Raw genomic sequence first — 23,552 nt, forward strand, 5'->3', positions numbered from 1 at the left:
TTAACACACCCTAACCAAATGAACCAACCCAAAACAAGCAAATACAGATGGACCATATGTTTGCTGTTATTTCTAGCTACAACCATAAATTATTTAGACAGGCAGGTACTTTCGTTAACCTGGACAGATTTTATTAAACCAGAATTTCATTGGGATAATAATGATTATGGAAATATTACTGCCCTGTTCTCTATTTTCTATGCAATATCGATGCTTTTTGCAGGTCGTTTGGTTGATAAGCTAGATACCAAAAAAGGCTTCTTATGGGCAATAGGCGTTTGGTCTGTTGGAGCTTGTTTACATGCCTTCTGTGGTATCGCCACAGCTGGGATCATCAATGGAAACTGGTTTGTAGGATTTGAGGGTGCTAAAGAAGTTATTGCCCGTGTTAACGATACCGGGTTAATTGTTTCGGTAAGTGTTACCCTGTTTATTTTTGCCCGTTTTGTATTGGCTGTTGGAGAGGCAGGAAATTTTCCTGCAGCGATTAAAGCCACAGCCGAGTATTTCCCTAAAAAAGACAGGGCATTTGCAACCAGTATTTTCAATGCTGGTGCTACTGTTGGTGCACTTGCTGCCCCCATCACTATTCCTTTCATTGCCAAAGCTTATGGATGGGAAATGTCGTTCATCATTATCGGTGCACTGGGTTTTATATGGATGGGATTATGGGTGTTTGTGTATAACAAACCAGAGTTGCATAAAAGAGTTAGCCCGGAAGAATTGGCTTATATTCAGCAGGATGTGATCAATGACCGTAAATTAGCCGATTATGTTGAAGAAACTACAGAGAAAGTTTCATTTATCGATTGTTTTAAATACAAACAGACCTGGGCTTTTGCTTTTGGTAAATTTATGACCGATGGAGTGTGGTGGTTCTTTTTGTTCTGGACACCCGCCTACCTTAAATCGGTTTATGGAATGGATTCTACCCAAAGCGCCCTCCCATTATTTGTACTCTACATGATTACCTTACTGTCCATTATCGGTGGATGGTTACCAACCTATTTCGTTGATAAAAAAGGGATGAACCCTTACGAAGGCAGAATGAGAGCCATGTTAATTTTTGCATTTTTTCCACTATTAGCCTTAGCTGCACAGCCTTTGGGACACATTACCTATTGGATACCCGTAATTATTATCGGTATTGCAGGTGCGGCTCACCAGGCGTGGTCGGCCAATATATTTTCTACTGTTGGCGATATGTTCCCTAAAAAAGCTATCGCAACCATTACAGGCATCGGTGGTATGGCTGGTGGTATCGGTGCGTTTATTATCAATAAAGGCTCTGGCGTATTGTTTGATTATACTGGTAAAAACCACGTTGTTTTTATGGGTTTTAAAGGTGAAGAAGCAGGTTATTTTATTATCTTCTCTATCTGTGCGGTATGTTACCTCATCGGCTGGACTGTAATGAAAACCTTAGTGCCAAAATATAAAGTTATCGAACTAAAATAAATTAAAGGCTGAGGTTTAAGGAGCATAAACAATCCTCATACCCGGTCTTTTTACAACAATAAATCTATACTTAAACTATAGACTTAACATTAATTTAACCCTAACAACAACCTCAAATTGAGTACATCGCTAAACCTCGAAAGTATTTTCGTTGAAGAGAGCCAGATTCCAGATGAATTTAGGCTCAAGGAAGAAATCAATCAAAAAGAGTTTCTTTCAAATGGAGAGATGAAACCATGGAATGGACCATTTAATGAAGTGTTTTCTCCGGTATGCGTAAAAACCCCCGCAGGCTTAAAACGAAAGCGTATTGGTAGTTTCCCTGTTTGTACAGAAAAAGAGTCGACAGAAGCTTTAGATGCAGCTGTAGCCGCTTATGATAATGGCCGTGGACAATGGCCGACCATGAGCGTTGCCGATCGGATTACTTGCGTAGAAAACTTCACCCACAAAATGATTGAGCAAAAAGAAATTGTTGCGAAATTGATTATGTGGGAGATCGGTAAATCTTATGCCGATTCGGTTAAAGAATTCGACCGTACGGTTGAGTATATCTATGCCACTATCGATGCACTAAAGGATATCGACAGGCAATCGTCACGTTTTGAAATTGAGCAGGGAATTGTTGCCCAGGTACGCCGTTCTCCGCTGGGTGTGGTGCTTTGTATGGGGCCGTTCAACTATCCGTTAAACGAGACTTTTACTACGCTTATCCCGGCTTTGATTATGGGTAATACGCTTTTATTCAAACCACCTAAGCATGGTACCTTATTGCACTATCCTTTATTGGAGGCTTTCCGTTCCAGCTTCCCTAAAGGTGTTGTAAATACCATTTATGGCCGTGGCAATACCATTGTGCCGGGACTAATGAAATCGGGAAAAATTAATGTGCTTACCTTAATCGGATCTAGTAAAGTAGCCAACGAACTGAAAAAACTGCACCCTAAAGTAAACCGTTTAAGGGCGATTTTAGGTTTGGATGCTAAAAACGCTGCAATCATTACTAAAGATGCCAATCTTGATTTAGCGGTTTCTGAAACGGTTCTAGGTTCGCTTTCTTTTAACGGACAGCGTTGTACTGCGATTAAAATCGTTTATGTTCACCGCAGTTTAGCTCAGGAGTTTTTGAAACGTTTATCTGCCGAAGTAGAGAAACTGAAATTTGGTATGCCTTGGGAGAAAGGCGTAAACCTTACACCGCTGCCCGAGCTGAACAAACCTGAATACTTAAAAGAATGTATTGATGATGCAGTTTCGCACGGCGCTAAAGTGATCAATAAAAATGGTGGGCAAACCTTAGAAACTTTTGTTTATCCAGCCATTATGTATCCGGTAAACAGCAATATGAAACTATACCGCGAAGAGCAGTTTGGGCCGATTGTTCCTGTTGTTCCGTTTGATGATCTGGAAGAACCTATCGAATATTTAATTGGCTCGCCACACGGCCAGCAGGTGAGTATTTTTAGTAATAATGCTGCGGTAATTTCGTCATTAATCGATCCTTTGGTTAACCAGGTAAGTCGTGTGAACATTAACTGCCAATGTCAGCGAGGACCAGATGCTTTCCCTTTTACTGGTCGTAAAGACAGTGCTGAAGGAACACTTTCTGTAGTGGATGCATTGCGCTCGTTCTCGATCCGTTCATTGGTGGCAACCAAATTTACAGATGATAATAAAAAGTTATTGAACGAAATTGTTAAAGGCGATGATTCGAACTTTTTAAGTACGAAATATATTTTTTAAATAAATTATAAAAACTAAGCCGCAGATTCACAGATTAAAATCTCTGAATTTGCGGCTTTTTGTTTTGTACACTGGTCGTCATTTCGAGCGGAGTGCAACGCAGTCGAGAACCACGGAGTGCTCAGCGAAGCTAAATCTATCGCTGGCAGATCTCTCCAATCCGCTGCGCTTCAGTCGAGATGACGACCTTTCTAGTGGAATCTGGTATTCACGCTCAAGGTTTGTGGCTAACCAACGTACCAAAAAACTTTACTTCAAGCTCTTCACCAAGCTTAACTTTAGCTCTTTAATCCCTTTCACCACTAAACCGGCAATTTGTTTAGCACCTTCTGGACTTAAATGTGTATTATCTTTCTTGCCATTTGGGTAGTTCACATTTCCAGAATCAACGTAATTGAATAATTTAATGGATGGCTCTTCACCTAAGCGGTTTAATAAACTTTCGGTTTTAACCAGCATATCAATTAAAGGAACACCTAAAGAATCAGCAACCTGGCGGGTAATCCGAGGGTAATCTCCATGAGAATCGAGTAAAACCCCGTTCTTGAAACTTCTGCGGGAGATTGGTGTCAATAAAACAGGGAAAGCTTTTTTACTTCTGGTTTCTTTTACATAATTAACCAGATTGATCTTGAAATCTGCTAAGGATACACCGACAGCTGGTTTATCAACTTTCTCATCGTTATGCCCGAATTCGATAAAAACATAATCGCCTGGGTTTAACTCGGCCAATATTGGGTCCCAGCGTTTCTCTGCCCTGAAAGATTTTGTACTCCTTCCGTTTAAAGCCCGGTTATCAACGGTAACATCAGCCTTAAAATAAGATTGTAATGCCATGCCCCAGCCTGTTTCTGGATACGCTTTTTCTTCTTTATTTGCTGCGGTAGAGTCGCCAATGATATAGAGTTTTGTTTTCTTTGGAATGAATGTAAAAGAAAATAAAATGGCTATTATTCCTGCCGCCAAAATTTTAAAGAAATTCTTGTTCATGTTTTTATCAGTTATTTTATTTAGCTGGATTCCATTGATCCGTTCCACCTAATATATTTTTTAAAGTATATTTTTTTGCCTCTTTATCTGTTAATTGTTTTGTCCAGGCTAACCTCGTTTTAGGTAACGCGCCTTCGCCCTTACTTTTATATTCTGCATAAAAAACGGTCAATTCCTTATTAGGGAACATCAGATCACCTTTCCATGGATTCCAACCTTCAGGCAAAATATGTTTCCCCAGATCGCAGCTAATGAATACCGTTTTTGCATAAGGCCTCCATGGTCTGCCGAGATAAGCTTTTGTTACAGTTTCATCTGCAATGAGCGTACAATTTATAAAAACAAACCCAAACTTTTGCGTCGCTGAAGTTGAAGCTGCGGTAATATAAGAATCGCTTAGATTTTTGATTGTACAATTTTGAAAGACTACCGTAGCCTTGCCGAAAATAAAATCGGTTGTACCTTCAATATAACAATCCTGATAGTATTGCCGGCTATTTTCGATCGCGGCATACAGCGTATCCTGATTGCCCAAAAATCTGCAGTTTTTTGCTTTAAAACGATCGCCTTCTACATGTAAGGCTACCGCCTGTCCAACTCTTCCAGATGAATTGATAATGGTTAAATTTTCCAACTGGGTATCACTTCCCTGAACAAGTACTGTGAATGAGGTATAAGTGCTGAATTTAGCATTGCCAAAAACGTCCTTACCTGATGCATTGGATTTTCCTGAATAATCATCAAAGGTGATGACGGTATTTTCAGTATCCTCTCCAATTATAGAGATTTTGATCTTCCAAGAAGGAATAATCAGCTTCTCTTTATAGGTTCCGTTTTTAACATGAATTTTAACTGCTTTCTCGCCTAAATCCCTCACCGAATTAACAGCCTCCTGAATGGTTTTGTAATTTCCACTGCCATCCTGCGCAACAATTATTTCTGAAGGATATTTGAGATCCTGGGCATGGAGATAAAGAAAGGATATATTGAAGAGGAGTAGCGTGATCAGCTTGAAGTAGGATATTCTTGTCATTTGGTCAGTTAAGATCTGAATTTAATTTTAATTAACAACTCCTGGATTGTCATTATTCAAGAGAGATCTATCGAGGCAGATCTCTCCACTTCGCGATGCTCCGGTCGAGAGGACGATTCTTATTTGGAACCTATTAAATACCAACCCTGCATAAAATTCATTAAAAAAGGGCAGATTAAAACCTGCCCTATATTTTTGTTAGTATGTCCACCTCGGATCGCCGATCGGACCACCGGTGCTTCCTGCACTTCTTAAAGGCGAACCAACAGCTATAGTGAAATCAGTTGTTGTGGCTGTCCAGCCGGTATTGATAGATTGATTACTTGCTAAAGTTGATGTTCCAAAGGTTAGTGCTGTTCCGCCGGTTAGGGCGCTGAACAGGTTGAAGTAATTACTGTTCGAAATCTTCAATGTACTTCCTGCACCTGTGCCCCTAATGGCAGCAGCGTTAACCGTACCCGATTTTGGTGTATTTGCAAAAATGCTGTTCAAAATGGTAAAATTGATCGGATTGGCATTCGCATCTAACAGGGCGTACTTGGCATTGCCACCAAAGCCATTAAAGGTCGAATTGGTGATCGCAACTGTTGGGATAACATCTCCTGCATAAGTGGTGCTCGCTGTAACCAGGCCGGGGCCTGCGTTGTAAAAAGTAGATTTGGATATGGTAAGCGTGTTAAACTGCATTTTATTTACATGGAAAGTATAATAGGCAGATGAACCATTTAAGCCCATGTCATAAACAATCGAGTTATTAACCGTAATGTTTGTGATTTTAAAATCACGGGCGGCCGTGCCTCTATCACCTCTTAAAAACGATGTTACAGAGCCATGTGCAATACAATTATCTACCACTACATTGGTAAAAGTTGCTGCTGCACCATTGGCTGCCTGTGTGCCAATAAAATTAAGGAAATAAAGCGATGCACTGGCTGTTCCATCAAATTCAATACCCGAAAGCGTTACGCCTGCCCCAGTACCCTCTAAATCAATTTCCTTATAATTTACCTTAGTATCGGTTGGGTTGCCTGAGGTAGATTTTATAGTGATGGTTTTTTGTGTAATAAATGTTGATACAGCCGTTATATTATAAGTACCCGGATTTAAACCAATAATAGCACCATTCGCGACTGAAGTAATCGCAGCAGCCAGGTCATCACCAGGATTTAATTTTACCGTATAGGTAGTTGGAGCAAGGGTAGTAAAAGTGGCAATTCCTTTGCTTTTCGTTCCTGCAAATAGTTCGGCGGTATATTTTGTTCCTGCTGTTAATCCTGTTATGGCTTTTAATCCTGCCGAGGCATCAGTGGTACTCAGGGTTATCGTGGTTGCCGTTCCGCTTTCAGGGGTTAAAACAATGGATGTTAACCCAACGGCTGGGGTATAACGCAGTGTAACGTTATTCTCTTTAATTTCATTATCTCTGATGGCCGTAAAAAGTTGAATCCCGGTTAACTGAAAAACGCTGCTACGTATATATTTCGATTCAGGCTGGCTTTCAGTTGCACTGGCTTTAACCCTTGCATAATATTTGGTTCTTACCGCTAAATTCTCTTCAGTTACCGTTACACCGGCCGTATCTGCTGTAGTGGTGTAATTTACAGTAGCAAACAGCGAATCTGTTGAGAAATCGATACTGTATTTAAAGGTTTTTCCAGTCGACATTAAAGGAACTGTCCAGGTTAATTTCGCTGAAGTTTCGCCAGCGGTAATTTTTACATCGCTTGGCTTAAATATCCGTGCTGGTTCTGTTGGAACATCTTCTTCCTTTTTACAGGAAGAAATTGCTACAACCATCAATAATAAAACAACGAATTTAACCCCCAATTTATTTATAAATGTTTTCATAATTAATATCTAGTTAATAACCAAAGTTTTGAGCCATACTCGGATTTTCGATCAATGTTGTTTTAGGATATGGGAAAAGTTCCTTTTTATTTGCTTCGAAGTAAAAAGCAATTCCCGTAGAAGTGCTGGTTATGGAGTTTTCTTCTGTAACAGCCTTTCTCCAGTTTTTAGTGGTATATCCGCTCGGTGCTGTTGAAGTGTTTAATCCTGGTGAGGCAAACACATTATTTGGTACACCACCATAGAGATCGAGTGTGGCTACTTCGTTTACGCTCGTTCCCAACAGGTAATTCCCCTCTTTGGCATAAACGTAATTTGGTACACTGGTATAATCGCCCGTTCCTGCAATCAAAGCACGTATTTTAGTGCGTGTTTCTTCAAATTTACTGCCTAATAAATTCCAGCGGATTAAATCATATTTGCGGATGCCCTCTCCTCCAAATTCCAACAACCTTTCTTTCACAATAGCAGTAAAAAAGCCATTTTTATCCATTGGTGTTACGGGGATTTGACCTTCAAAACCAGCATAGGCACGTTTCTGTACTTCCTGCAAGGCATTAACGGCGGTAGCAGATGGTGCTCCGTTAATTTCATTATCAGCCTCTGCATACATTAACAGTATATCCGCAAAACGTAACATTGGCCAGTTTACCCCGAAAGTTTGAGCAGCAGAAGAGTTGTTAAAAGTTGTCCATGATTTGCGGAATTTTCCATCCGTCATGTTAAACAGGGTATTGATAATTTTCTTTGATGTTGCGGTAATTTCGAAAACGCCGATGGTTACATCCCTGCGGCAGTCTTTGGTGACATCAAATTCATAAAAGTAAGTAGGAATAGCATTCATCCCGCCGCCGCCTGAACCAAAAGTAGATGCGGAGTTAAAACGGATACCGTTATAATAACCTAATTTGCTATCGGTAGAAGCGTTGCCGCCAAAAGCAGCCACTTCAAACATCAGCTCGTGGGCGTCATCATAGCGGGTTGTGGTGTGCAAGGTCTTAAATACATTTTCATAAACAGGATTCAGGTTATGCTCCGAACGGTGGTTCATAATGTCCAAACACTCATCAAAAGCAATTTTATAATAAGTTAAGTAATCAGCACTGCGTTCCATAGTATGGTTGGCCGACCTTAGCGAATAACCGCCTCTGGCTAAAGCAATACGGGCTCTTAAGCCTTTAATTGCACCTTTGGTATAACGGAAACTGCCATATTCTGTGATTCCACTTCTCCATGGCACCAGGTCCTCAGCCATTTTTAAATCTGCGATGATCCGATCATAGGTTTTATTGCGGTCTACATTTGGGCCATACAATGTTTCGGCATCTGCAGAAGGCACGAAAGACGCAGGAACATCACCCCAGTTACGGATCAATTCATAAAGAAATTGTGCTCTTAATGTTAAAGCTTCACCATAATAGCGCTTCATAATCGTTTTGTCAGCCTCAGAACCATTGGTATAAAGACTAGAGGCCGGGATAAATTTGATGCAGATGTTGGCCCGCTCTACGCCCGCATATAATTGTAAAAATGGGTTGATCAGATCGGTATTGTCTGAACTCGCACCGTACATGCTAATCCCCCTGCGATCGGAAGAACTATAACTTCCCGAGGTTTTAAAATCATCGGCGGTTAAACCAAATAGTGTAGATATGCGGCTTCCGTAACCATTATCACCGCAAAGACGGTTGTAAACCGCAATAATTGCTGCATTGGTGTTTGCTGTACTTTCAAAAACAACATCCGGACTGGAAGTAGATGGCGATTGTACATCTAAATATTTTTTACAGGAAGTAGTTATGCTCAATGCTCCAACAGCAATTACCATTAAAGCCGATTTTATAAATTTATTGTTCATTTTCTTTAATGTTGAGGTTAAAATACCATGTTTATACCAGCGAGGATATATCTGCTGCGCGGATAAGCAGCGTAATCTATACCAGGTGTAAGTGGATTCGATCGGCGGGTGTTTGCTTCAGGATCATAACCTGTATAGCCCGTTATCGTATATAAATTATTAACTGTTCCGTATACCCTTAATTTTGAAATGAAACCTGTTTTTCTAATCAAACCCTGTGGTAAGGTATAACCCAGTGTCAGATTGCTGATTCTTAAAAACGAGCCATTTTCAATAGCGTAAGAAGTTAAAGCATAGTTCCCTCCTGTTGGTGTCCATAATGAAGTATTGGCGTTCATGGAAGTCAATAATGCCGGATCTGTTACCTTTACACCATTGGCATCAAAGTTCTGCCAGCGATCGTTCATCACCGCAAGTAAATTGTTGTCTTTTACGTTGTATTGCGAGGTAAACTCTATTTTGTTGGCGTTGTACACCTTGCTTCCGTAGCTAAAGTTTACAAATACAGTTAGATCGAAATTTTTATAGGCAAACTGATTGTTGAAACCACCCGTGAATTTCGGCTGCGCTGTACCTAAAACCGTTCTGTCGTCATCCCCGATCATCATACTTGATGAAGATGATAGTTTTTGAACCTTCATGTCGCCTGGCTGAGGATCACGGTTACCCAATAATACCCTGCTATTTGCAACAGTTGGCTTAAGTGTATAGGTATAGGCACCAGTAGTTGTGTTTTGGACATAGGTGAAATCATCAACAGTATATCGCCCGTCCGAAACGAAACCGTAAAACTGACCAACCGGCTGGCCTACTTCGACTTTAAAATCGCCCAAGCTGTTTACCCAGCCTGATTGTGTGATGTATGAATTTACGCCATTTTGCAGTTCGACAATTTTGTTCTTGTTGAATGAAATGTTGAAACTGGTATTGTAGCTAAAGTTTTTGGTTTTAACGGCCTGATAATTCAATTGCAGTTCGAAACCTGTATTTTGGGTTTTACCCACATTTTGCTGTTGTGTAGCATACCCCGTAGTTTGTGGCACATTTGCATTTAAAAGTAGGTTTTTTGTTCTGTTGTCGTAATAATCTAAATTAAGCGATAACTTGTTTTTAAATAAATCGATATCAATACCCAGGTTTTTAGAAATATTGGTTTCCCAGGTAATGTTCGGGTTAGATAAAATATTTCCTGTAGCTGTACCTGAAATTAAACCAGTTGATACTGAGCCATCGGTATCTGCATAACCACCGGTGGTAGAACTTAGGTAAAATAATGTTCTAAATAAATCCTGACCGATGCGGTTGTTCCCTGCTGCACCATAACTAAACCTAACTTTAAAGTTATCTAACCAATCGAGGTTCATATCTTTTACAAATTTCTCTTCCGTTACCCTCCAGGCTACCTGTGCCGATGGGAAATAACCCCATTGTTTCCCTGCCGCAAATAATGAAGAAGCATCTGTTCTGAAGTTTACAGTGGCCAGGTATTTATTTTTAAAACCGTAAGAGGCCCTGCTAAATACCGAAAACTGCCTGGTGCCAGAAATTAGTGAAGTTGGCCTGTCCTGAATGGTATTTGCCGGAGGGCTGCTCACAAAAGCATCATCGGGAGAGATGTTTATGGGTAAAAATTTAAGTACAGTTGTTCTCGAATCTATATCGACCATGTTGATTTCCTGGCCTACCAATAAATCTAAACTATGGTCTTTACCCAGATTTGGTTTATAGTTAATGGTGTTGGTATTGATAAAAGATTTTTGGGCTACCGTGTCCAGTTGGATGGCAGGTAAACCCGCATTGTTCCTGGCTACGTTACTTACCGGGCCATTAAAAGTATTAACGTGCCTGTTGGTTCGGTTGTAACCAATGGTACTCTTTATCGTTAAGTTTTTAAGAATCGAATATTGTACATAGCCGCTCGAAATTAAATCGTTGCGATAATCATATTTCAATTCCTGGTTGGCCAAAGTAATTGGATTGGTTAATCCGGTAGTTAAATAATCAGCATCGAATAAATCGCCAGAATCTCCGCCACCTGAATAGGGCTGGTAACGAACCGAATTCCTTAACCGATTTGTTCCTTGCGAACCTGTAGAGGTCGTTCCCACTCCATCAACACGCTGACGGCTATAACGGGCATTTAAGCCTACTCTGAATTTGTCAGAAAATTTGTGGTCTAAACGCATGGAAGCAAAAGTTCTTCTATAACCAGAGTTAAGCATGATTCCATCTTCTTGTGTATTGTTTACCGAAACATTGTAAGTGGTTTTAGTTGTCCCGCCCGATAAATTTACAACCTGGGTATTGCTCCAGGCCTGGCGGCCGAATACTTTATCCTGCCAATCGATGTTCGGAATATTTTTATAGATGTCTAAATCTTCAAACGTGCCATATTTCTTTGTAAAAGTGTCTTTAACGTCCTGATTGGTATTGTTGTTATAAAGCTCATACTGGTATTTAATAAACTCATAAGGGTTCATTACATCCAGCTTGTTTACAATTTGTCTGGCGCCTGCATAAGCATCAAATGAAACAATAGGTCTTCCTTTTTTTCCGCTTTTCGTGGTAATAATAACCACTCCATTAGCACCTCTACTACCATAAATCGAAGTAGATGCCACATCTTTTAAAACATCAATAGATTGAATCTCGTTGGGCGATAAAATAGACAATGCATTTTCTACCTGAATCCCATCTACAATATAAAGGGGAGAATTATCCCCCGTAAGCGAGCTACCGCCCCTTACTTTAATGACCACTTCAGCGCCTGGGCTTCCTTCGGTTGTGGTAACCGATACCCCTGCCAATTTACCTGCCAAAGCCTGTGCTGCGGTGCTTACAGGGAATTGATCAATATCTTTGCCTGTAATGGAAGACACTGAACCTGTTAAGGCTTCTTTACGTACAGATCCGTAACCGATGTTTACGGTAACCTCCTGTAAAGTGTTGGCATCTTCTTCAAGTGTTACATCTATTTTATTTTGCTCACCTACAGCAACATTTTTTGTTTTATAGCCTACATAGGTGAAAATTAGGCTAGCGCCTTTGGCCGGAACGGTAATTTTATAAACCCCATTTGCATCAGTACTCGCTCCAATCTTCGAATCCTTTATCGATACACTCACGCCAATCAGTGGCTGCCCGTCTGATTTATCCTTTACTGTTCCGGTTAGCTGTCTGTTTTGGGCCTGTGCGACAGATAATCCAAAAAAAGAGAAAAATGCTAAAAAGAGTAGAACTCTGCTCATAAATTATTGTTTATTTGAAATGATTTGGTTTTTTAAGATGCTGCAATCGCTTGCATGTAGAATATAATTCTATTTCGGGATGTTATTGTTTGTTTATATTTGGTTACGTTGATGTAACAATTTTACAAACTAAAAACCGATTGAAACCAATTTTAACTAAAAAACTGTGCAAACGTTCCCAAAAACGTTAAAACAACGTTTATTAATATTGAGATCAAAACCCCTTAAAGAGATATTTTTTGTAACTTGTACGCAATACGAAACATGAGATTTGAAACATCTACCATAAAAGATATTGCTAAAGCATTAGGACTGTCTACCTCTACGGTTTCCCGGGCTTTAAGAGATCGTTACGAAATTAGTGAGGAAACAAAAAAGCTTGTTTTAGCCTATGCCGAAAAGGTAAATTACCGTGCCAATCCGATCGCCAGAAGTTTAAAGGAGCGCCGTAGCTATTCTATCGGCATTATTGTAAGTGAAATTGCCAACAATTTTTTTTCACAGGTTATTAATGGCATTGAATCAATCGCCTACGATAAAGATTATCATGTTATTATTTCTCAAAGTCACGAATCTTACAAACAGGAAAAATTGAACGTAGAGCATCTGGCCTCGCGTTCCATAGATGGTTTATTGATTGCGCTTTCTTCAGAAACACAAGACATCGGGTATCTCAGAAGTTTGTATGCCAAAGGTTTACCAATTGTTTTTTTTGACCGCGTACCTAATGATTTTGAAACCCATAAGGTAATCGCCAACAATTTTAAAGGCGCTTTTGATGCCACAGAACATCTTATTTTATCAGGAAAAAGAACTATTGCCCATTTAACAAATTCCGAAAACCTTTCGATAACGAAAGAAAGGTTAGAAGGTTATAAAGCAGCTTTGATTAAATATCATATCGAATTTAGGCCAGAACTGGTTAAATATTGCCAGCATGGCGGTATGCACAGCGCAGAACTGGAGCAAGCAGTTAAAGAACTTCTGCCCTTGCATCCAGATGGGATTTTTATTTCGAGTGACCGGTTAACTACAGGCTGTATCATGGCACTGAAAAAAACTAATCCTGAAGTAGCACATACAATTGCAATTGCTGGCTTCACCAACTCTAATCTGGTTGAGTTATTTTCACCTTCATTAACCTCAGTTAAACAGCCTGCTTTCGAAATGGGCCAGGTCGCCACCGAATTGTTAATCTCCATGATCGAAGCCAAAAGGCCCGTAACAGAATTCGAGACCAAGGTTTTAGATACCGAACTGGTAAAGAAGCGGTAAGGCACAGGGCGATTGCCGATTAAACGCTTAGTGCTAGGCGCCGAACGCTCCAAACTCCCATCTCTCAACTCCAAACTAATTATTACCTTTGCGCCATGGTAGAAATCATATTAAAAAAGGGCAAAGAAAAAGCGGCATTACAAAGACATCCATGGGTATTTTCTGGTGCACTGGAAAAAGTTAAGGGAAAACCCGAAGATGGCGATGTGGTAAAAGTTTTTGCTTTCGATAATGAATTTCTTGCCTACGGTTATTTCAACAGCAATTCTCGTGTTGCTGTACGTTTGTTGGAATGGGATGAAACTCAAACCATTGATAACAGCTGGTACCAGAACCGCTTAAAACAGGCTATCGCTTCACGTCAGTTTATTTTAGACGAACAGACCAATACCTGCCGACTGGTTTTTAGCGAAGCCGATTTCCTTCCAGGTTTAATTGTTGATCAATATGCTGATTTTCTTTCTCTTCAGATTTTAAGTTCTGGAATCGAAAAAGTGAAAGCAGAAATCGTAGAAATTTTAAAAACCGAATTAAATCCAAAAGGGATCTTTGATAAAAGTGACGCCACTGCCCGTACCCATGAAGGTTTACCTATCGAAAACGGACTGCTCTGGGGTGAAAACCCGCCAGAATTTTTGGAGGTAAAAGAAAATGGAATTATTTACCACATCAATATCGCAGAAGGACAAAAATCAGGATTTTATTGTGATCAGCGCGATAATAGGCACATTTTAGCCAGTTATACAAAAGGCAAAAAGGTTTTGGACTGTTTTAGCTATAGTGGTGGTTTTAGCTTAAATAGTTTAGCTAATGGTGCTGCAAGCATTACCAGTGTTGATAGTTCGGCTTTGGCTGTAGAAACATTAAAACAAAACGTAGCCTTAAACCAATTCGATACAGATAAAGTAACAGCCATACAATCAGATGTAAATAAACAACTCCGGGCTTTCAAAGAATCAGGAGAACTGTTTGATGTGATTGTGCTCGATCCACCTAAATATGCACCATCGCGTTCAGCATTAGACCGCGCGGCAAGAGCCTATAAAGATTTAAACCGTTTGGGCATGTTGTTGCTTGAAAAAGGGGGCTTATTGGCTACTTTCTCTTGTTCCGGGGCGGTTGATATCGAAACCTTTAAACAGATTATCGCCTGGGCGGCACTTGATGCAGGCAAAGAAGTTCAGATTATTAAACAATTCTGCCAGCCAGAAGATCATCCGGTCCGGATTTCTTTTCCGGAAGGAGAATACTTAAAGGGATTGTTGTTAAGGGTGCTATAAATTTATCCCTTACCGATCTACATTAAAGCACAAAGACACAAAGCACCAGGGTATTTTGAAATTAACCAAGTGTTATTGTATCCTTGTGCTAGGCTGAAAGAGGAATCTAGTTAGCCAACCATCACTTTAGCGGTAATAGCCAGTCTGTTCCAGGCATTAATGGTAACTATAGCCATAATAATCTGTGCTAATTCCTGCTCATTAAAAAAGCTTGCAGCTTTCTGATAAGTTGCATCAGAAACATGGTGGCTAATTAAGGTTACTTCTTCTGTTAAAGCTAAAACAGCTTCTTCTTGTGCCGTAAATAAGGTTGTTTCTCTCCAGGCATTTAATAAATACAAACGTTGTTCGGTTTCTCCTATTTTGCGGGCATCGGTTGAGTGCATATTTAAGCAAAATGCACAGCCGTTAATTTGCGATGCACGCATTTTAATCAGTTCTAAAAGAATTGGATCTAGTTTGCTGGTTGATAAATATTTCTCTAAACCGTACATCGCTTGGTAAGCTGCGGGTTCTACTTTTGGGATATCAATTCTACTTTCCATTTTATTTGTTTTTTGATTACGATGTAAAGGTCTGCAACTTATCGAGCAAAAAACTTAATGTAGTTTAAGAAATGAATTTTCTAACCGCAAAGGGCACAAAGGCTTTCGCAATTGCGCTAAGCAAGGTTAAAAGCCCTTTTAGTTCGCCATTTAATATTACTTGATAAATTTGTTCGATTCGTCATTTCGACCGCAGTGGAGAAATCTATGGGTAATTTAGTTAATAACAGAACTTACAGATTTTTCCATTCCGCTTCGCTCCAGTCGAAATGACGAAAATCAATAAGCTCAACTCTGCGTGCTTCGCGTTTCTTTCTCTGTGAACTTTGCGGTTAACAAACGATTACTTTTTAGCCCTGATTTTGCTTAAAAATTCTGGGGTAAAGCCAAGATAAGAAGCCAGCATATATTGTGGCACACGCTGTACAAATTCGGGAAATAAACTATTAAAATGGCGGTATCTTTCTTCAGCGGTTTGGCTATATAGGAATTTAATCCTTCTTTGTGAGGCCTGGTGGTTTTTTTGCAGAATCAATCTAAAATATCGCTCCAGCTTGGGTAATTTATGGAACATTTCTTCATAATGATGGTGTTCAATAGCAATCACCTCGGTGGACTCTGCTGCCTGGATATAAAATTCAGACTGTTCCTGAAAAAGAAAGCTGGTTAGGTCGGTAATCCACCAGTTTTCTATGGCAAATTGAGTGGTCTGTTCAGCACCCTTTATGTCAATGAAATAAAGCCTCAGGCAGCCTTTTACCACAAAATAATTCGCCCTGCAGGTTTGTCCTTCTTCTAATAAAAAAGCCTTCTTTTTAACTGAAAAAGATTTGAGAAACGGCGCAAGAATTTCCTGTTCATCGTTACTCAAATCTATAAATTTATTAATATGCTTATAAAGTGCGCTACCCATTGCTATATATTGATGAGCTAAAATAGGTATAATTATAAGAATAGAATATGGGGCGCTAAAGCGAAAAAGCCTTAAATATGGGATGCGCATATTCGCCCCAATTTTTCATCGCACCAAGTAATATGGCTTTTAAGCCTTTGTTATCAGTAGGTTTTCCTTTTGTAGGCGCTGCTAATTCTTTCTCTGGCACAGCAACTTCTGTTACTTTAGTAGCAAACCAGGTTACATTTTCATGCGGCAAAGCTAAACCTAAAATCATACCAGGCAATCCGGTAAAAGACTCAGGGCCGCCAGGAACAGCAATTTGGTTAGCGTAATACGCCACCACGTAAACCGAATCCATAATGATGGCATTGGCCCTGCGGCATTCGTAACCCGCAATTTCTCTTGTTTCGTCGGTAATTTTCCAGTTAATTTTGCGCACGCTATCCTTAACCAGATAAGTATCCTCGTAAACATTTTTTTGTGTAGTGCTGGTTTGCGAATCAAAATTTGTAGCAATTGTGTTTTTTAAATCGGCCAGTACATCTGTTGATAACCAATTGTTATTCACTGTTTCTTCTACCGTTGGCCATTTAAATAAGCTTTTATCCTTATTAAAGCTTAGGGTACTTTTAGCGACCTTAAACTGAGGATTATTTTTTTTGTATTGATCAAAAGCCTGATTCATATAACTTTCATTGTCCTTATCAATCTTCTTTTTGATCAAGGCATACATATTCGATCTTTTTTCAAACTCGATTACGCCATTTTGTACGAAGTGTATATTTTGAGCGGATAAGCTCTTGCTGATGAAAATAACAGCAAATAAGATGATATATTTTAGTGTAGTTTTCATGGTTGTTATTTTTGTGTTTTGATACCGCCGCCCATTTTATTAAAATCCCACGATACGGAGAACATTAAATATCTTCTAATGGTAGTATAACTGCTTTGGCTAATGGTTGTATTGTTGGCCGAACGATTAAAGCCGATATTCTGGTTAAGAATATCATTTACAGTTGCTGAGAATCTTAAATTTTCTGTTTTAAAGAATTTTTTGCTTACTGATGCATTCCAGATAAGACGCTCAAAACTTTCGGTAAGCACTTGTGTTTTTCCGTTGTACTGGTATTCTGCATCTGTAGATATTTCAAACTTCCCTGGTAATTGCACATTGCCCGACGCATAACCAGACCATCCCCATCCATCACTATTCCTACCAATACTTGCTCTTGCCATATTATACGATGGGCCAAAGCGGGTATAAAAACTATAACTTTTATCTTTGTATTTCGAAATATTGATGCCCCCACTGTAGGTATAGTTTTTAGTGTTATTTAAGGTTCTGCCTAAATCGGTGGTAATAAAGTTATAAGAAGAACTCCCATTTGCATTTGCATTTAAACCTATATTTATTTCGCCAAGCGTGTTTATTTTCCTGCTTATCTGTCCATATAAATAGAAATTTGTTTGCATTTTATCATTGTAATTGATGTATCGATAGGTGCTTTTACCAACACCATTGGTGGTTACATCGCTAATAATTGGATTTGCAGTAAAGCTGTAAGAGCCGCTTAACCAAACCGATTGGTTGGTTAAAACTTTGTAAGCGTTATAACTTGCATTGATGTTACTTCTGAATGATGGTCTTAAATCTTGATTTCCTTCCACAACATTAAATGGATCGTTATTTATCCTAACTGGCTGAAGTTGATCAAGTGTGGGCTGGTTGGTATTACCATTATAGCTAATCCGTAATGATTTTTGTTGAGAAAAACGATATTGATAAGTTGCCTGGGGCATATAATTAATAAAGTTTCTTACATAGGTTTTGTTATGGTAAATATCATCCTGTTTGAAATTTACCCCACTAAATTTCGATCCAAAATTGATAACCGTTTTACCTTTTTTATAATTGAAAATTGCACCTGCCTGATTGATGGTCTGGTTCAGTTCAAAGTTGTTACTGTAGAGCGTATCTAAAATATCATATCTGCCAGTTCCAGATTGATTAAAGGATAGTCGATCTGATTTCCCGTTCATTAAACTTAGGCCATAGTTAATAATTACCGTCAAGGTTTTTGAAAGGGGTTCAGTGTAAGCTGCATTTAACTTAAAGGCACTATTTGTTATATCGTTGGTCTTTAATTGATTGGTAAGACTATCTATTATTCCTGTTCCGGTCTCATTTGCCCGTTTGTTAAGCGAGTTTAAGTATCCTTCACTATTACTTTTGTTGATCGATTGATTTAAGTTTAATGATAATGTACGCCCTTTTTTCTTTAATTTTTTGGTGAATAAAACGTTCATGTTAAAACTTTGATCATCTACCTCATTGCTTAGCGTTCTGTCAGATGAATTTAGGAATTTATCGTTCTCACCGAAAGTTGAAGTTACAAAATGGTTTGAGGTATTACTTTTTTTCAATGCACCATCAACGTTAACTTTCATGGTTAAGGTAGTATCGATTTTTAGCTCATACATGGCATCCAGTTTTTGTCTGAACATGTCATTGTCGAATGATTCATTTGAGGTATTATTCTGTACTCCCGATTCTAAATTGTTCTGATTTATTGAGTTTTTATCACCCTGAACCCTGATTGATCCAATTTTATAATTTGTGTTTAACGATTCCTTGTCTTTGTTCCATTTGTTATCGAAATGCAAGCCCCCGGTTCTGGCTAGAGGTAACCCCTGACCATTATATTGCCCATCATAGCTATCAAAGTCATCGCCTCCACTACTAAAATACATTCCACCGTCATCACTCATCGTCAGGCCGCCAGAGCCCCCATATTTATCCCGGTCATCCCAGCCTAAGCCCACTGTTCCATTATTGCCCAAAATGCCGTAGGCCGAAAATTTCTTTTTGCCCCAGAATTTATTAAACATTCCCTGACCCTGATAAAAATCTTTTGTTCCATAACCACCCTGCACTTTGCCAAAGTAGCCGTTCTTTTTATCTTCTTTAAGTTTAATGTTAAGTGTTTTGGTTTTTTCGCCATCATCAATGCCTGTAAAACTAGCCTGATCGCTGGCTTTATCGTAAAGCTGAACAGATTCTACCATATCTGCCCTCAGGTTTTTAGTTACCAGCGTTGGGTCGTCGCCAAAAAATTCTTCACCATCTACCAATACCTTCGGTACGGTTTTGCCCTGAGCTGTAATTTTCCCATCCTTATCTACCTGAAAGCCAGGAAACTGTTTAATCAGATCTTCCACTTTTGAGTTCGGTTCGATATTATATGCTTTGGGATCAAACTCTGTAGTATCGCCTTTAATTTTTATGGCTGTTCTGTTTCCTTTAATAATTACATCGGCAAGAATTTTGGCCATACCTGTAAGATTAATTTTTCCATAATCTTTAACCTGAGTGGTAGAATCGAGCGTAAAATGATCTACAAAATCTGCATACTTAGGGTAAGAAACCAATAAGATAAACTTCCCGTTTTTAATTCCGCTAAGCTCGAATGAGCCATTTTCTGCTGCCCGGGTAAATTTCACCAATGTAGAATCTTTTGCATTTAAAACTGCGATAGAGGTTCCAGATAAAAGCATTGTCGATGCAGTATCAATCGTTCGGCCTTTAATGGCATGGAGGCTTTGTGCTTTCGAATAAGTGGAGATAAAAACGAACAGGCACAACGAGAGTAATAGGCGTTTCATAGATAAGATTTGGTTTTGTTTGCCGAATATAAAACTAATATGTTAGTTGTGCATAATGGTTTAACCTTTTTTAACATTATTGCCTAATACTCAATTCATTTTAATCTTTCAGGTTTTACAACAAATCGTTTTTCATATAGATTAATTAGTCGTTCGTCTATAAATACAAGCTCATGGTATAATAGCTGGTAACTCGCTGAAACGTTTTTGATAATCCGCAGTCTTACCTGCAAAACCTACTGATAGTTAGGTGTTTAAAACAAAGTTATCACAACATAAAAATATTAAAGTCATGAGAACTTCTATTAAAAATTTATTCGCAATTGCATTAGTAATGGTTACTTTAAGTAGCGCAACAGTAGTAGCAAACGCTACAGAAAACAACGCAAATTATACCACTATAACTCAGGTTAAAAATATCGGTAAAATTGTAGTTACCGGAAACGTTAAATTGATCCTTGTTCAGGATGCCAAAGAAAGCGTTGAAGTTTATGATCAATATTATACCAAAAATGCCTTGGTACAACAGCAGGGAGATGAACTTAGAATCAGCTCTTTTGATAAAAAGACATTAATTGTAATTGCCCACTTAAATAATTTAACCGCTATTGAAGCATCGAACACAGCAACGGTAAGTACTACAGGAAACTTTAACCTGTTAAACTTAAATGTTGTTTTGGGTGATAATGCTTCGGCCTATATTAATGTTAATGCTGTTAACCTAACTACAGACGTAAAAGATTCAGCATCGTTAAAGCTTGAAGGTTCAACAGAAACACACTTATCTGTAAGCGGCATAGCTTCTAAAATCGAAACCAGCAAATTTACTGCTCAGGACAGTAATATTAAATGGGTTGCCAAATCTGCTATAGCAGGCAACAATAAATCGCGCTACGATGATCTTCAGGTAGATTTATTAGAAAAACTATTCTAACCCTATCATATATTTTACCATAAAGGCACTAAATTTAAAATCTAGTGCCTTTTTTTAGTTAACGGCTATGGTTACAAACGAGGACGATTTTACAAATCAAATTTTATCCCTTGTGCTAAAGGCAGCGTGTTCGAATAATTGATGGTATTGGTTTGTCTGCGCATGTAAGCTCTCCAGGCGTCTGATCCGCTTTCCCTGCCACCGCCTGTTTCTTTTTCACCGCCAAAAGCACCGCCGATTTCTGCGCCCGAAGTACCAATATTTACATTGGCTATGCCACAGTCAGAGCCTTTAGCCGATAAGAATTGCTCTGCCTCTCTTAAATTCAAAGTCATAATGGCCGATGATAATCCTTGTGGAACGGCATTTTGCAAAGCAATGGCCTCATCTAATGTTTTGTATTTAATCAGATATAAAATCGGCGCAAATGTTTCGTGCTGAACAATCTTAAAATCATTCTGAACTTCGGCAATACATGGTTTTACGTAACACCCGCTTGTATAGGCATTGCCCGATAAAACGCCGCCCTCTACCACAAAATTGCCACCCTCTTCCTTACATTTTGTAATCGAATCTAAGTATGCTGCAACCGCATCGGTATCAATCAGTGGTCCCACGTGGTTATTTTGATCTAAGGGATCTCCAATACGCAACTGTCCGTAAGCTTTAACCAGTTTAGCGGTAAAAGCATCATATACACTTTCGTGGATAATTAGTCTCCTGGTAGAGGTACAACGTTGGCCTGCGGTACCAACAGCACCGAATACCGCACCGATTAAGCTCATATCTAAATCAGCATGTTCTGAAATGATAATGGCATTATTACCACCAAGTTCAAGCAAGCTTTTTCCTAACCTTGCGCCTACTGCCGCGCCAACTGCCTTACCCATACGCGTCGATCCGGTGGCAGAAATTAAAGGAATGCGGCCATCATTTGTCATGAGTTCGCCAACTTCCCTATCGCCTAAAACCAGGTTGCAAACCCCTTCGGCTATATCGTTATCTTTAAAAACCTTTGCAATAATATGTTGACAGGCGATTGCGGTTAGCGGTGTTTTTTCTGAAGGTTTCCAGATGCAAACATTACCACAAACTAATGCCAAAGCGGTATTCCAGCTCCAAACCGCTACAGGAAAATTAAATGCAGAAATAATACCTACAATCCCTAACGGATGCCATTGTTCGTACATGCGGTGGCTTGGGCGTTCGCTGTGCATGGTTAAACCGTAAAGCTGCCTGGATAAACCTACTGCAAAATCGCAGATATCGATCATTTCCTGCACTTCACCAAAACCCTCCTGCAAACTTTTCCCCATCTCGTAAGAAACCAGGGTGCCTAACGCATCTTTGTTTTCGCGTAAGGCATCACCAAACTGGCGCACAATTTCTCCTCTTTTTGGAGCCGGAACAGTACGCCATGCTGTAAATGCTTCCTGTGCTTTATGTACAACAGCATCATAATCAGCAGCACTTGCAATCTTGGCCGAAGCAATCAGTTTGCCGTCAACAGGAGAAAAACTTTCTAATGTATTTACATTAAGTTCACCACCCCAATTGCCGCCCGTACTATAAGCGGCATTGCTTGCATTAATGCCCAGGTTGTTTAAAATGGATTGAATATCTGTAGTCATATATCTAACGATTTACACAAAAAAACAAAAAATTAACAGAAAGGAGGTCACATTCTGCGCTTTAAATTATTTCCATAATCAATATCTTCCTTTAAGCATAACCAGATGTAAATAAGGCTATAATTTGTGCTTTTTGCTTTGCAATATAAATAGCGTAGTTTTCCAAAAGAATAATGATATCAATTAGGCTTCAGTTGTTATAAAATGGAAAGATGAAAATAAAATTATTGCTCGTTGCTTTTTTAGGGTTCAGTATTACCCTTTCGGCACAAACAAAAAAGGCGACTAACTCGCTCTTGTGGGAAATTTCTGGTAATGGATTAAAAAAGCCTTCCTATCTATTCGGTACCCATCATTTAATAGGGGCTAAATTTGCAGATACGATGAAGGTCCTGCAGGAAAAGTTTAAATCTACCGACGCAGTAGTGGGCGAAATTGTAATGGATAGTACTATGCAAACTAAAATGGCCCCATTTTTAGTGATGAAAAATAATACGCTTGATAGTTTATTAACAAAGTCAGAATACAAGGAAGTAGAAGATTATTTCAAAAGCAAACAACCAGGTTTTGAATTAAAGCAATTGAACAATTTCAAGCCCGCAATGGTATCAATAATGATGATGCTTTTTGAAAGCCCAGATATGTTAAAAGATATAGGCAAAGGTATGGATGAAAGCTTTCAGAAGTATGCAAAAAAAAATGGAAAATCATTATATGGTTTGGAAACAGCTGAATATCAGGGGGCACTTTTATTTGACAGTGATCTGCAGAAACAAAAGAAAGCATTGCTAAAATCGATCCGAGAAGTGGATAAAAGCAAACAAAAAATGGAGGAGCTGAAAACTTATTACATCACTCAGGATATAGGAAAATTAACTGAACTCTTTAAAAATCAAGACGAGGAAAACAAAGAATTTATGACCGAGCTCTTAAAAAACCGGAACAAAAGATGGTTAGATCAGCTGCCAGCCCTAATGCAGAAGCAATCGTTATTTATTGCGGTTGGAGCGGGTCATTTAGTGGGTACTGAAGGCTTGATAAAAGGGTTGCAGCTTAAAGGTTACATTTTAAAGCCAGTAGCAACTAATTAAATATTTCAATGCGTTTGTAAAAAACAAAAGAAAGGGAGCTACATTTGCGTTTTTACT

General features: G+C 39.0%; 16 protein-coding genes. 6 read left to right on the forward strand and 10 right to left on the reverse strand.

What is annotated here, in order from left to right:
* Nucleotides 1-18 precede the first annotated feature (18 nt).
* Together J7E57_RS15480 and J7E57_RS15485 are read left to right on the forward strand one after the other, a co-directional pair.
* Nucleotides 19-1,458, forward strand: coding sequence for an MFS transporter (locus J7E57_RS15480; protein ID WP_215165697.1), 1,440 nt, complete (start codon nt 19-21; stop codon nt 1,456-1,458).
* A 117-nt stretch (nt 1,459-1,575) separates the two neighbouring features.
* Nucleotides 1,576-3,201 carry an NADP-dependent glyceraldehyde-3-phosphate dehydrogenase gene (locus tag J7E57_RS15485; protein ID WP_215165700.1) on the forward strand — a complete coding sequence of 542 codons (1,626 nt, stop codon included), beginning with the start codon at nt 1,576-1,578 and terminating at the stop codon, nt 3,199-3,201.
* A 249-nt stretch (nt 3,202-3,450) separates the two neighbouring features.
* Here J7E57_RS15485 and J7E57_RS15490 read toward each other — a convergent pair whose 3' ends face one another.
* The 5 genes from J7E57_RS15490 to J7E57_RS15510 form a co-directional block, all read right to left on the reverse strand.
* Nucleotides 3,451-4,191 carry a rhamnogalacturonan acetylesterase gene (locus tag J7E57_RS15490; protein WP_215165702.1) on the reverse strand — a complete coding sequence of 247 codons (741 nt, stop codon included), beginning with the start codon at nt 4,189-4,191 and terminating at the stop codon, nt 3,451-3,453.
* A 16-nt stretch (nt 4,192-4,207) separates the two neighbouring features.
* Nucleotides 4,208-5,224 (reverse strand): pectinesterase family protein, encoded by a 1,017-nt coding sequence (locus J7E57_RS15495; protein ID WP_215165703.1) that lies wholly within the window; start codon nt 5,222-5,224, stop codon nt 4,208-4,210.
* 198 nt (nt 5,225-5,422) lie between these two features.
* Nucleotides 5,423-7,072, reverse strand: coding sequence for a fibronectin type III domain-containing protein (locus J7E57_RS15500; RefSeq protein WP_215165712.1), 1,650 nt, complete (start codon nt 7,070-7,072; stop codon nt 5,423-5,425).
* A gap of 13 nt (nt 7,073-7,085) precedes the next feature.
* The gene (locus J7E57_RS15505; protein ID WP_215165719.1) at nt 7,086-8,930 is read right to left on the reverse strand and encodes a RagB/SusD family nutrient uptake outer membrane protein; all 1,845 of its coding nucleotides are present in this window, start codon (nt 8,928-8,930) and stop codon (nt 7,086-7,088) included.
* 17 nt (nt 8,931-8,947) lie between these two features.
* Nucleotides 8,948-12,178, reverse strand: coding sequence for a SusC/RagA family TonB-linked outer membrane protein (locus J7E57_RS15510; RefSeq protein WP_215165721.1), 3,231 nt, complete (start codon nt 12,176-12,178; stop codon nt 8,948-8,950).
* A gap of 264 nt (nt 12,179-12,442) precedes the next feature.
* Here J7E57_RS15510 and J7E57_RS15515 point away from each other — a divergent pair, with 264 nt between their 5' ends.
* Both J7E57_RS15515 and J7E57_RS15520 read left to right on the forward strand, forming a co-directional pair.
* Nucleotides 12,443-13,453, forward strand: a complete 1,011-nt coding sequence (locus J7E57_RS15515) for a LacI family DNA-binding transcriptional regulator (protein ID WP_215165723.1) — start codon at nt 12,443-12,445, stop codon at nt 13,451-13,453.
* A gap of 95 nt (nt 13,454-13,548) precedes the next feature.
* Nucleotides 13,549-14,733, forward strand: a complete 1,185-nt coding sequence (locus J7E57_RS15520; protein WP_215165731.1) for a class I SAM-dependent rRNA methyltransferase — start codon at nt 13,549-13,551, stop codon at nt 14,731-14,733.
* A gap of 110 nt (nt 14,734-14,843) precedes the next feature.
* Here the strand turns inward: J7E57_RS15520 and J7E57_RS15525 are convergent, their stop codons facing one another.
* The 4 genes from J7E57_RS15525 to J7E57_RS15540 form a co-directional block, all read right to left on the reverse strand.
* Entirely contained in the window at nt 14,844-15,278 is a 435-nt protein-coding gene (locus J7E57_RS15525) for a carboxymuconolactone decarboxylase family protein (RefSeq protein WP_131029441.1), read from the reverse strand.
* Nucleotides 15,279-15,621: 343 nt separating this feature from the next.
* Entirely contained in the window at nt 15,622-16,149 is a 528-nt protein-coding gene (locus tag J7E57_RS15530; RefSeq protein ID WP_317196558.1) for a Crp/Fnr family transcriptional regulator, read from the reverse strand.
* Nucleotides 16,150-16,246: 97 nt separating this feature from the next.
* On the reverse strand, nt 16,247-17,029 hold the full coding sequence (locus J7E57_RS15535; protein ID WP_215165739.1) for a GLPGLI family protein: 783 nt from the start codon (nt 17,027-17,029) through the stop codon (nt 16,247-16,249).
* Between the two features lie 5 nt (nt 17,030-17,034).
* The gene (locus J7E57_RS15540; RefSeq protein ID WP_215165747.1) at nt 17,035-19,839 is read right to left on the reverse strand and encodes an outer membrane beta-barrel family protein; all 2,805 of its coding nucleotides are present in this window, start codon (nt 19,837-19,839) and stop codon (nt 17,035-17,037) included.
* Nucleotides 19,840-20,131: 292 nt separating this feature from the next.
* Here J7E57_RS15540 and J7E57_RS15545 point away from each other — a divergent pair, with 292 nt between their 5' ends.
* Nucleotides 20,132-20,773, forward strand: coding sequence for a GIN domain-containing protein (locus J7E57_RS15545; protein WP_215165749.1), 642 nt, complete (start codon nt 20,132-20,134; stop codon nt 20,771-20,773).
* A gap of 89 nt (nt 20,774-20,862) precedes the next feature.
* Here the strand turns inward: J7E57_RS15545 and J7E57_RS15550 are convergent, their stop codons facing one another.
* Complete coding sequence (locus tag J7E57_RS15550; protein WP_215165751.1) at nt 20,863-22,404, reverse strand: aldehyde dehydrogenase family protein; 1,542 nt, start codon at nt 22,402-22,404, stop codon at nt 20,863-20,865.
* Nucleotides 22,405-22,616: 212 nt separating this feature from the next.
* On the opposite strand from J7E57_RS15550, the gene J7E57_RS15555 reads away from it, so the two are divergent.
* Nucleotides 22,617-23,495, forward strand: coding sequence for a TraB/GumN family protein (locus J7E57_RS15555; protein WP_215165752.1), 879 nt, complete (start codon nt 22,617-22,619; stop codon nt 23,493-23,495).
* The last annotated feature ends 57 nt before the right edge of the window (nt 23,496-23,552 follow it).

Origin of the sequence: Pedobacter sp. ISL-64 (assembly GCF_018613605.1) — a bacterium.
Lineage (GTDB): Bacteria > Bacteroidota > Bacteroidia > Sphingobacteriales > Sphingobacteriaceae > Pedobacter.

Bases quoted from the DNA above. Each gene is read 5' to 3' on its own strand.
- J7E57_RS15480 (WP_215165697.1), top strand. From the start codon at position 19: ATGAACCAACCCAAAACAAGCAAATACAGATGGACCATATGTTTGCTG.
- J7E57_RS15490 (WP_215165702.1), bottom strand. From the start codon at position 4,191: ATGAACAAGAATTTCTTTAAAATTTTGGCGGCAGGAATAATAGCCATT.
- J7E57_RS15495 (WP_215165703.1), bottom strand. From the start codon at position 5,224: ATGACAAGAATATCCTACTTCAAGCTGATCACGCTACTCCTCTTCAAT.
- J7E57_RS15500 (WP_215165712.1), bottom strand. From the start codon at position 7,072: ATGAAAACATTTATAAATAAATTGGGGGTTAAATTCGTTGTTTTATTA.
- J7E57_RS15505 (WP_215165719.1), bottom strand. From the start codon at position 8,930: ATGAACAATAAATTTATAAAATCGGCTTTAATGGTAATTGCTGTTGGA.
- J7E57_RS15510 (WP_215165721.1), bottom strand. From the start codon at position 12,178: ATGAGCAGAGTTCTACTCTTTTTAGCATTTTTCTCTTTTTTTGGATTA.
- J7E57_RS15515 (WP_215165723.1), top strand. From the start codon at position 12,443: ATGAGATTTGAAACATCTACCATAAAAGATATTGCTAAAGCATTAGGA.
- J7E57_RS15520 (WP_215165731.1), top strand. From the start codon at position 13,549: ATGGTAGAAATCATATTAAAAAAGGGCAAAGAAAAAGCGGCATTACAA.
- J7E57_RS15525 (WP_131029441.1), bottom strand. From the start codon at position 15,278: ATGGAAAGTAGAATTGATATCCCAAAAGTAGAACCCGCAGCTTACCAA.
- J7E57_RS15535 (WP_215165739.1), bottom strand. From the start codon at position 17,029: ATGAAAACTACACTAAAATATATCATCTTATTTGCTGTTATTTTCATC.
- J7E57_RS15540 (WP_215165747.1), bottom strand. From the start codon at position 19,839: ATGAAACGCCTATTACTCTCGTTGTGCCTGTTCGTTTTTATCTCCACT.
- J7E57_RS15545 (WP_215165749.1), top strand. From the start codon at position 20,132: ATGAGAACTTCTATTAAAAATTTATTCGCAATTGCATTAGTAATGGTT.
- J7E57_RS15550 (WP_215165751.1), bottom strand. From the start codon at position 22,404: ATGACTACAGATATTCAATCCATTTTAAACAACCTGGGCATTAATGCA.
- J7E57_RS15555 (WP_215165752.1), top strand. From the start codon at position 22,617: ATGAAAATAAAATTATTGCTCGTTGCTTTTTTAGGGTTCAGTATTACC.